We start from the raw sequence: 10,479 nt of genomic DNA, 5'->3' as shown, positions 1-10,479 counted from the left end.
CGCGGGCGCGACCCCTTGATTGCATTTGTGGCCACGCTGGGCTACAGCCGCGCAAGCTGGGTGCGTTTTACCAACAACGAACGTGCCGACACGCTCAGCACCTGCTTGGCGCAAGCATTTGTGTATTTCGGCGGTGTGCCCCAGCATGTCTTGTTCGACAACGCGGGCACGATCGTCATCGAACGCGATGCCTATGGCGAAGGTCAGCACCGCTGGCATGGCCAGATGCTGGCGCTCGCAGATACGTATGGCTTCGCCCCTCGTTTGTGCCGTCCTTATCGGGCCAAGACCAAGGGCAAAGTCGAGCGCTTCAACGGCTATTTGAAGGGCAGTTTCTGCGTGCCGCTGGCCGCGACCTTGCGCCAGGCCGGGCTGCGTCTGGATGTCGAAGCGGCCAATGCCCACGTCGGGCGCTGGCTCACTGAAGTGGCCAACAGCCGTATCCATGGCACAACGGGCGAACGTCCCGATCGGCGCATGATCTCCGAGCACAGTGCGTTGCTGCCGTTGCCAGAATTGCATCGACCGACCCTGCTTCCGATAGACGTGAATCGGCATCAGCGGGTTATGCCGCTTGAGAGTCTGCAACATCCTTTGTCGGTCTATAACGCCTTACTGGAGGCCCGAGCATGAATCTGCAGCAAGAACGAATCACGATGCTCTGTGATGGGCTCAAGCTGGATCGCATCGGGGCCGAATGGCCCGCCGTGGCGCAATGGGCTGCGACTCAGGAGTCCAGCCATGGCGACTTCCTAGAGAAGGTGCTGGGCGTTGAGAACGAGGCCCGTCTTGAACGTCAGCGCACGGCCTTGATGAAGCTGGCGACCTTACCTTCCGTCAAGACGATGGAGCAATACGACTTTGCTTTTGCTAGTGGGGCGCCCCGAGCGCAAATCCAGGAACTGGCCGCACTGACCTTCATTGAGCGCGCCGAGAACGTCGTGTTCCTGGGGCCCAGCGGTGTGGGCAAGAGTCACCTGGCCCAAGCCTTGGCTTACCGCGCGGTGATGGCAGGCATCAAGACCCGATTCATTACCGCAGCGGACTTGATGCTGCAGCTCGCCACGGCCCACAAGCAGGATCGGCTAAAGCATTATCTTAACCGCGCTGTCATTGGGCCGCGCCTCTTGATCATTGATGAGATTGGCTATTTACCCTTCGGGCGCGAGGAAGCAAATTTATTCTTTAACGTGGTCGCCAAGCGCTATGAACGCGGCAGCATTATCCTGACCAGCAATCTGCCCTTCGGGCAGTGGTCTGCAGCCTTCGCCGACGACCAGACCTTAACGGCCGCTATGCTCGATCGACTGCTGCACCATGCGCACATTGTTCAGATCGCGGGAGAAAGTTACCGGCTTAAAGATAAACGCAAGGCCGGCCAAATAAAGGCAAAGGCTTAGAAAAATTGGAGGCCCGGGTGGGTCAGTTTTACTCCGGCCAAAAAGCCGGAAAGTGGGTCAGTTTTAAACCGGCGTTGACAGCTATCCGCTTTGGCGGCTAGCGTCATGGTCGCATGTTCGATAAGCGGAGCGTCTACATACTCGTTGTTGAAAAACTTGATTACCCACTGCTCACCGTCGATATTGATGAGCGCCTTGGGCTTAGCCCCCCCCAAAGGGCTACCGCCACCTTGGATGATTTTGGCTTCAAGCGCTGTCAAGGCCTCGCCGGCCTCTACCTTGGCCACAACCTCGCTAAGAGCCTGAGCCTGTTCCAGCCGTGGCAACGGCCCACCTGTCCGAGGGAGGTAATCGGTGGCTGAGGTGGAAACGCCGAGGGCTCCAAAGCGGTCATCACCGGCGTAATAGAGCAACTCCATCAGCGACACTCGCTTTGGTTTGTCGACAAAGCGGATAACTTTTTCACCCCAACGGTCCGGGCGGGCGTCGTCGATGGCTCCGACCGCGCGTGCGGCATTGACGCTCAATCGCCCCGCAGGCAAGAGTTCGATGTCCACCAGGGGAAGGTCTTCGCTAAGTGCGAAACCGCTAGCCAGCCACCCGGCATCGTAGTGCAGGGATACTCCTTTACCTGCCGCGACCAATTTCAACACCCCAACGTAGCGGGGTTCGTCATTTCCTAAATACCAAAGGAATAAGTCATCAAAGCGCATGTCAGTCTTTCGCAGGGTTCGTTACCACGGCGCGCAATCGGGCATCAGCGGAAGCTTGTGCTCGAGCTTGACCCAGTTGCACCGCTTCGCGCACGTTCATCTCCAGAGCACCTTGGTCGTGCTCCGGGGCTGCTAATTGGCCCAATTCTCCATCCCGGTTGATAAGCCACAAGGCACTGGCCAGTATGCCTATGCTCACGCCGGGGTCCCCGGCTTCCAGCCGCTGCAAGGTGGAGACCGTGACACCTAGGCGCTTAGCCCAGCTACGAAGGGACTCTTTTCTACGTAGACGAGCCACCGCTAGGTCGGCACCAAGCTTTTGGATGGCACCGAGCGTGGCGGGGGGCAGTTGTTGCAGGGCTTTTGTAGGCTTTGACATATCGATAGATTAGCACAAAACATATTGTTTTGTACCGTTATATAGATACATTTATATAGAAGCGGGCCTGTGGCTACTGTGCGCCTCATTAAAAAAATGGGGAGCTTTAGCAGAACGAAGCAAACAGGAGTTTTGTTGTATCAATTAATCACACCGTTCCAACCGCATAAGGCCAAGACCCGTATGCTGTCAGTCGATCAGGGGCGCGAACACTTGGCGCAGAAGCGTCGCAGCCCCACAGCCAAAGGCAAGACGTAGCCCCGCCCTATTAAAGAAAGTGAGCCTTAGAAGCCATACCGAAAATTCGCCCCAAAAAAAACTCACAGAATTTCGATATTTATAGTTAGAATATTTAACAATAAATAACAACGAGACATATTATGGCTATCGTTCAGCTCAGTGCTGGCCCGCAACGCTCTGTCGCACTCGACAACCAAGGCGCGGCCTGGGGATGGGGGGCTTTCAAAACCGCCTATCCCGGCTTGCAAGACGCGCTTCCCGCCGAATTATGCTTTACGAACAAGACCGAAATCGGCCACCGTCGATATGCTCAGCCCTATGCGCAGATGCTCAATCCGGGTACGCCCTTTCGCTTTATCGCCGACGGTAGCACTCACATATTGGGGGCTTGCGAAACCGGGGCCTTGCTGGCCTGTCGGCCGGTAATTGCGCCAGAGCATGGGGCAGCCCACCAGACGGTTCAGGCCATACCCAAGGGAATAAGGCAGTTGGCCACCATGCAGACCGTCAGTCTGGCCGTACTGGAAAACGGCGATGTCTGGTCCTGGGGTTTCAATCACCAGGGACAGCTTGGCCGGCCGGCGCAGCCGGCACAGAACCCTGCGGCAGCACTGGACGGCCTGCCTGCAATCGCCAGCCTGGCCTGCGGCTCGGCGCACGCCCTGGCCTTGGATGAGTCCGGCAGCGTCTGGAGCTGGGGCGCCAATCAGGCCGGCCAGTTGGGACATGGAACGCTCAAATCCTGCAATCGGCCGGCCAAAGTGGAGTTGCCTGAATCCATCACCGCCATCGCTGCGGGCGACACGCACAGCATGGCCCTGGATGCGACGGGCCAGTTATGGGCCTGGGGCTCCAATAATCATGGCCAAACGGGCAGCGCCGATGGCGCTTATTTCACTGATCCAGTCATGATCCAAACCGATTTCCCTGTACGGCAGATCGACGGCGGCCTGTTTTACACGGCGGCTCTATCGGAACAGGGCGAAGTCTTTGTCTGGGGCTGGAATGGCCTGGGACAAACCGGTTTGTCGCAGCCGCATTCGTCCCCGCAAGCCGTACAGATTGCCGGCTTGCCGCCGGTCACCACCCTGGCCGCCGGAGCAGGCCATGTGCTGGCCAGCGATGGCCTGACTGTATTTGCCTGGGGCGACAATCGCAGCGCCGCCTGCGGGCGGGCAGCTCAGGACACCGTGGTTCTAACCCCTAACTCCATCCGCCTGGCCTGAGGATACAAGCATGAATACGCGCGACCGACTCTGCACCGATCAACCGCTGGTAGCCACCACCGGCCCTGCAGATCCTAAACGCCGCGATGTCTTGCGCTGGTCGCTGGGCCTGTCCGCGGGGCTGGTACTACCGCCCCTGGCGGGTTGCGACAGCGGTGATGGCAACAGCGCGGCGGCCACGCCAGACACCCTGCCCGAAGCCTCGCGAATCTATGCCCAAAACGGCCTCATCGACATAGAGCTGGTGGGCGCTTATGGCAACAGAAACGTGCAATTCGCGGCGAGCGCACAGAATACCTACCCCGGCACATCCCGGGCGCGCAGCGCCTACCTGCGCAGCTATAACAGCGGTATTCTGGCCCCTACCCTGTGCCTGAACGCGGGCGATACCTTGCGTATTCTGCTGAAAAACAGGCTGCCCGGAAACGATGCCAAGTACTCGTCGTTAAGCTATCTTAATTACCAGAACAGCACCAACCTGCATTTTCATGGCATGCATGTGGACCCGAAGGAAATCCGCCCCGGGGTTTATGGCGACTATATGGTGGACAGCCCCGACGCAGGGGTGAAGCCGGGAGCTGACCGCCAGCATGAAATCACCTTGCCAACCAACCATTCCAACGGCATTTACTGGTATCACCCGCATCTGCATGGGTCTACCACCACACAGGTGCTCAATGGCATGTTCGGGGCTATTCTTGTCTCTACCCCCCGCAATGATTTCGACCTGTCCAAGGACATCCGCGAAAGAGTCATCTTCGTGCATCGTCTGAACCTTACCAAGGAAGGCCACAGCGACAACCTGTACGAATATGAAGACGACAATAACAGCGCCTTCGTGCTCAATGGGGCTTATCAGCCCACTATTGTCATGCGTCCGGGGGAAATCCAGAACTGGCATTTTCTTAATTCAGACGTCTTCTATCCCTTCAGCCCGGTGCTGGACGACCATACCCTGTGGTACTACGCCCGCGATGGGAATGTCTTTGCCCGCCAATACCGCCCTATCAACGCCGACACCGTTGCCAAAATAGACGGCCGCTTTTGGCCGGGCAGCGTCATGTACCCGGGCAATCGCGATTCCATGCTGGTGCAGGCCAGCAAAACCCCTGGCACGTATTACCTGCGCGCTGCCAAGGCACCGTCAAGCACGGACCCTGAAATCGTGGCACGCATCGTCGTTGAAGGCAGCCCGGTCGAAATGGATCTGCCCAGCCCGAACCGACTGCCTTTGTATAACAACTACCAGCCCATCACCGATGCCGAGCTCGCCCAGAATGGCGGCAAGACTCGGGCGGTTATCCTGGCTATCCTCGACAAGGACAATCCCCTGCTTGTACAGCCCATCCCCGCGGGTGAAGAATGGTTTGTCCCGGAAAAAGACAACTCGGGCCTGACTAATTTTGTGTTTTCCACCGGCAACGAAGGCACCAAACTAGCCCCGTTCCAGTCCGCACTGGCTGCAACGCAGACCGTGGCGCTCAACGCTGTGGAGGAGTGGACTCTGTACAACATGAATGGCTACCCGCACCCGTTCCATATTCATATCAATGACTGCTATGTCATCAAGGTCAATGGCGAAGACATTGAACCCTACTGGTGCGACACCATTCCATTGGCACCCAACGGCACGCAAAATAAGCCCACATCCATCACATTCCGTAGCCGCTTCACCGACTTTACCGGCAAGTTTGTCTGGCACTGCCATGCCCTTGACCACGAGGACATGGGTATGATGGAACTGGTCGAGGTGCTTGCCTGACCCCCCTGCCCCTGCGGCGCGGACGTCGGGAAATGCCAATGCAAGTTCATCGATGCCTGCCGTTTCGGTGTTGAAATGCTTAGGCTTCAGCTCTTCTCGGGCATTGCAGAAGAATGGTGGCTTGTGATCAACCATTGTTTTCCGTCCCACTTGTAGGTGTAGGTATAGCGGGCCTTGACCTGAGCGCCGGTAGTGCCAAAGGTGAACGTATACAACCCAGCGTCGACCGCGGTGTTGCACCCGATGTCGATGAATCTTGAATCGATCTTCCCGACTGGCTTGTTTTCAAGGAAATGGTGGAAGTAGTCTTCCTTCTCGGCCGCGGTGAGTCGGGGTTTGTTCGAAACGGTGGGAAGAAGAATGGAGCGCGCGGCGTAATTGATGACAACTGCGTGCGGGTCGCCGGTTTGCAGCGACTGATTCCATCGGTCAAACAAGGCCGAGATTTCTTGCTCGGAGGTTGCCTTGCAAACCTCCGTATGCGCTGGCCCGGATCCCGATTTCGGCGGGACCGAGGTACAGCCTGCTAGAGCCAGGCCAAGGGCTGCCGACAATACGACAATGTTCCTCATTTGGGGTCCTTTAGTAATAGTGGTCGAAAAAGAGAAAGAACGCCGCAAATATATCTGAAGAGGGAACATATGTATATGGACTTCGGCGCGCCGTCGGTCAAGGCACACGGCGCGAGACTCAATTGTCCACTGCCCATACGGGCGTCTGGCCGAATCAGGCTTGGCTAGCCGCCTCCTGACAGCCCTGGCCGACTGGGCCGTTTGGCCTACCGATCTTTTCGTTTGTATCGCCTAGAATGATCGTACAGTCGGCGCGGGCGAAGCGTATTGCCGCCGATTTGCTCCAGGGCCGTCGGCCTTTGCGGCAAGTCGAAGGATCGCCGCCGTGTTTCTCCGCCATCCAAGGGAACGATAATGAAGAATTTCAATAAATGGCTTCGTTACCTTGCCGTTTTTATTGGCGGCTGCACATCTATGGCCGCATACGCCCAGGCCCCCGACTTGAGCGGTACCTGGGTAGGCCAAACGGTGTGCCCGGTAGGGCCCGTGGAATTCACCATCGAAATACAAGGCAAAGAAGCGAAGCTGACCTACGACGGATATGGCCCCCAAAAGCTGTACGCCGCCAACGTGCCGATGAAGGTGACATATCGCAGTTCCGATATGTACGTGCACTTTGCCGGGCCCAGCCAAGGCGCTGATTTTGGCAGCTCCGCCGGAAATCTGGCTGCCGACGGCAGCATAAAGAATGTGATGGGCATCAAGGTAAACGGCCAGTATTGCAACACCTCAAGGCTGACCAAAAAAGCGGCTGCCGGCGAGTTTGCCAAAGCGCCGGACTTCAATGCAAAGGGGTTAAGCCACGAGAACCTTGTAACGCTGCTTATGCAGGGCAGTTTTGCAGCCATCAACACTGCTGCCAGCTCGTCAATGTTCAACAGCCTGTATGGCTCGTATCTCAATGCATATGCGCAACAGTGCGCTGCCGACACCAAAACGCGACCGAAAGACTTTGTCGAAATGACAGACCTGCAATGTGTTCAAGAAGGCATCACGACCACCTACTATCGAAACGGGACTTTTTCTGAAAGCGCCCCGTATTGCACACAATGGAAGGACGTGCCCAGCGGCTTGTTTGCCGACCCGAAGATGTGGGAAGTAAAGAAAAAGCTGGACGCCGTGTTTCTGCGCGATACCTACAAACATCTGTTCGCTGCCACCAAAGGCCTTGGCCTGGGGCTTGGTGTCGGTGCCGCCGGAGCCGCCGGAGCCGCCATGCCCAATCCTAGGCAAATAGCGGAAGCTGCGGCGACCCGCGCCAAAGACATGCAGGCCCTGATCGAAATGAATGGCTGCAATAGCCCGGGACTGATGCGATTCCAGGAGAATCTTCGACTTTATGCCATGAATCGGCCATTCGGCATCCGCCCCGACGGCTCGACCGCGCCCCCCATACCAATACCCGCAACCGGAACGACGTTTGAAGACCCGAACTACGTGGCGCTGCTCGAGGAATTGATCAAAGGCGAGGCGCGGTCATGGCAGATAAATAAATATGTACTCAAGAGCATCGCCGACCCCAGCGTCGCGTCCAGAGACGATCAGGGCCGACCGCTGGAGGTAGCCGCCAAATATAGGTTCGGCGGCATGGACGGCGTCAGGACGGGCTCTATGAGAGTGACCTTTATTGAAGGATATCCAGAGTGCCTGTATTTTTCGGATCAGCCCGATTCCTGCCGGGCTCCCGACAAGATGGTGGTGGCCCAATATGTGCATGGTGCCTTCTTGCCGCAAAACGTTTCGGTCGCGACGCCGGCATCAGACCCGGTTGCACAGGAAAAGAGGCGGATGGAGCGCGAAGCTGCTCGCAGAAAGCTGATGCGATAGGCGTGGAGCTGTTCACCGGCATGTTGGCTGCAAGCAAGCTTGCTCAGAGACCATTATCGCCATGCCATGAAGCTGCGCAAGTTCCAAAGGCCGCCGGGAATCGGCCGGCCTTTGGACTTCACCATCAATACAGACTGTAGGTGCGTGCGCAGGTTTTGTTCATGTTGGCCTGAATGACTGCCTCGTCCTTCGTGTCGGTTATGCCGTCACGATATTCGGGGGTCAGGAAGTCGTAGACGCTGGACAAGCCCCAGTCGTGCGCGATTTTCCTCCAGTTGTTCAGGTCTTGCGCGTTGACGACGCCGTCGATGTTGCCGTCGCCCGGGCAAGGGGGATTGGAAGCCAGCATGTCGTCGAGCTTGGCGCGCAAGTCTTTGCGGATGGCCTCAATCTGGGCGTTCGCGGCAGGCAGCAGGTTGCGGTCCGACGTATCAAGCAGCGGCGTTGGCGCAACTTGGTTGACTTCGTACAGCTCTTCGCTGGTGATTTTCTTCTGGCCGCCGGAGGCCGGGTCGAAGTCCACGCTGGTATTGAGCACCAGCTTGTAGCGGTCGTTACGAATGGCCACGGACGACTCGGGCACCAGGTTAAGGTGGTCCTGGCGGGGAGTTGCGTTGTAGCGCGCCTGGTTTACATCGGCGCATGTTGCGTAGCCCGCGCCGGGAGGAGTGGTGGGTATCACCGACGCATCGGTGTAGTCCTTGCCCCAATATATGCCCAGGTTGTCTTCGCATACGCTTTTGGATGTCGGGATGACCGTGCACGCCGTGCTCATCACGCAAGGCCCGTTTCGCCCGCCGTTGGCCTGCTCGTTCAGGCCGCCCATGGTGAAGTTGATGGTACGCAGGCTGCCCTGGCCAGGATCGGTCAGGTAAGGCAAAATGCCGACCGAATCGATGGTATGCGGCACTTCTTTATGCGCGTCCAGGCCAGCCAGTTCGCCAAAGAACTGGAACAGGTCGACCATGTTGACCATATGGTCGACTTCACGATCTGGCTGGATAACCTGCGGACCGGCAATGATCAGCGGGTCCCACACGCCGGTCTGGTATGCCGAACCCTTGGCCCGCGAAGGATCGAAAGGCAGTTTGACTGCGGCCGCCAAAGAACCGTTGTCGCCGACAATGGCGATGACGGTATTCGATGCTTTGGGATCGTAGTTCAGGCTGCCGTCTTCGTTGTACTTGGCAATGCCGGTCTTGACCAGCAGGCGGCCGAACTCTGTGTCCATGGCCTCGATCATGCGGTCCTGGATGATGCGCTGGTCTAAGGGGCCGCCCTGCGCGCTGGTGCAACTCAGTTCATCCAGCGGACTTATGCCCTTGGGCGGCAGCGGCACCAGCCGTTTGGGGGGCTGTTGCCAGGGCGTATGTGCCGAACTGTAGCTGACTGTGGCCATCCAGGGCTTGCCCGCCGGGCGGGACTTGATCCAGTCGATGGCGGCATCGGTTTCGATGGTAGTGCGATAACCGCGGGCTCGTGGGTCCGACAGCTTCACAATTTCAGTCTGGCCGTCCTTGATGATTACCAGTGGCGAGACGTAGTAGGCGTTCTCGATATTGAAATTAAGATACGACGGCAACGTCGTGCTGCAAGTCTCGTTGGGAACCAGAAGACCGCCTTTCTCGATGCATTGCACGCCTACCACGTCCTCGGCAAGCGATGTGCGCGTCATGTCCGTGCAACTGCCATTGGCCTGATAGCAAGCGCCGGTTTCGGTGCCACCCAGTTTGGGGCCGGGGATGAAACCGCACATGTGCGTGCCGGCCTTATCGTATCCGCCCACCGTCTTGTCGTTCGAGCCGGGCAGCCCGCCAACCCAGCCGTAGAAGTAATCCCACCCAAGCACGCTGGGCATGGAATCTTTGGCCTGGTTATTCTCCGGCCCGCCCAGGTGGAACTTGCCGAACAGCCCGCTTTCGTACCCGGCCCGCTTCAGCAGCTTGGGCGCGGTGATGTCGTATGGCGATAAATGAGCCGTGGCAAGGTCCTGGGGGCCGATTGCCTGATTGATTCCAGTGCGCAACGGATACCGGCCGACAAACATGGCCGCGCGGCCGGGAGAGCATTCGGGCATGGACCATGTATTGCGAAAGCGTACGCCGGCGTGGGCGACGGCGTTTATATTCGGCAGAATGGGATACATGTCGCCGCCATAGCCGAAGACCTTCATCTGGTCGATGCCGACGTCGTCCATGATGACGAACAAGATATTGGGCCCTTGGGCACTGTCGCGGGAGTCCCCCCCACCGCTATCGCACCCCCCAAGAACGAGAGCAGCCAAACCCGCCGCCCAAAAAGCTGGAACTGTCTTCTTCAAAATTATCTCCAGTATGGCGGCATCGCGGCACAACTGCTAA

Annotated in this window: 9 protein-coding genes; 5 read left to right on the top strand and 4 right to left on the bottom strand. The window is 57.9% G+C overall.

All coding sequences use genetic code 11. From position 1 onward, the window contains the following. Together istA and istB are read left to right on the top strand one after the other, a co-directional pair. A partial coding sequence (gene istA / locus DFR37_RS18855) for an IS21 family transposase (RefSeq protein WP_113934739.1) occupies positions 1-633 on the top strand: 633 nt, incomplete at its 5' end. Further along, entirely contained in the window at positions 630-1,400 is a 771-nt protein-coding gene (gene istB / locus DFR37_RS18850; RefSeq protein ID WP_113934727.1) for an IS21-like element helper ATPase IstB, read from the top strand. The genes istA and istB, both read left to right, overlap by 4 nt. Here the strand turns inward: istB and DFR37_RS18845 are convergent. Together DFR37_RS18845 and DFR37_RS18840 are read right to left on the bottom strand one after the other, a co-directional pair. Then, a complete protein-coding gene (locus DFR37_RS18845) occupies positions 1,397-2,113 on the bottom strand; it encodes a HipA N-terminal domain-containing protein (protein ID WP_113934726.1) in 717 nt (238 codons plus the stop codon). The two genes, istB and DFR37_RS18845, sit on opposite strands and share 4 nt — an antisense overlap. A 1-nt stretch (position 2,114) precedes the next feature. After that, positions 2,115-2,492: a helix-turn-helix domain-containing protein gene (locus tag DFR37_RS18840; RefSeq protein WP_113934725.1), complete on the bottom strand. Its 378-nt coding sequence runs from the start codon at positions 2,490-2,492 to the stop codon at positions 2,115-2,117. Positions 2,493-2,872: 380 nt separating this feature from the next. On the opposite strand from DFR37_RS18840, the gene DFR37_RS18835 reads away from it, so the two are divergent. Together DFR37_RS18835 and DFR37_RS18830 are read left to right on the top strand one after the other, a co-directional pair. Continuing rightward, complete coding sequence (locus DFR37_RS18835; RefSeq protein WP_113934724.1) at positions 2,873-3,958, top strand: RCC1 domain-containing protein; 1,086 nt, start codon at positions 2,873-2,875, stop codon at positions 3,956-3,958. Positions 3,959-3,968: 10 nt separating this feature from the next. Next, a complete protein-coding gene (locus DFR37_RS18830) occupies positions 3,969-5,720 on the top strand; it encodes a multicopper oxidase family protein (protein ID WP_113934723.1) in 1,752 nt (583 codons plus the stop codon). A gap of 86 nt (positions 5,721-5,806) precedes the next feature. On the opposite strand, the gene DFR37_RS18825 is transcribed toward DFR37_RS18830, so the two are convergent. Continuing rightward, positions 5,807-6,292 (bottom strand): DUF4440 domain-containing protein, encoded by a 486-nt coding sequence (locus tag DFR37_RS18825; RefSeq protein WP_113934722.1) that lies wholly within the window; start codon positions 6,290-6,292, stop codon positions 5,807-5,809. A 354-nt stretch (positions 6,293-6,646) separates the two neighbouring features. Here DFR37_RS18825 and DFR37_RS18820 point away from each other — a divergent pair, with 354 nt between their 5' ends. Next, positions 6,647-8,119: a hypothetical protein gene (locus tag DFR37_RS18820; RefSeq protein WP_113934721.1), complete on the top strand. Its 1,473-nt coding sequence runs from the start codon at positions 6,647-6,649 to the stop codon at positions 8,117-8,119. 124 nt (positions 8,120-8,243) lie between these two features. On the opposite strand, the gene DFR37_RS18815 is transcribed toward DFR37_RS18820, so the two are convergent. Continuing rightward, entirely contained in the window at positions 8,244-10,439 is a 2,196-nt protein-coding gene (locus tag DFR37_RS18815) for a sulfatase-like hydrolase/transferase (protein WP_113934738.1), read from the bottom strand. Positions 10,440-10,479 lie beyond the last annotated feature (40 nt).

Origin of the sequence: Eoetvoesiella caeni, from assembly GCF_003315175.1 — a bacterium.
GTDB lineage: Bacteria > Pseudomonadota > Gammaproteobacteria > Burkholderiales > Burkholderiaceae_B > Eoetvoesia > Eoetvoesia caeni.
This window is presented reverse-complemented; position numbering and strand designations above follow the sequence as displayed.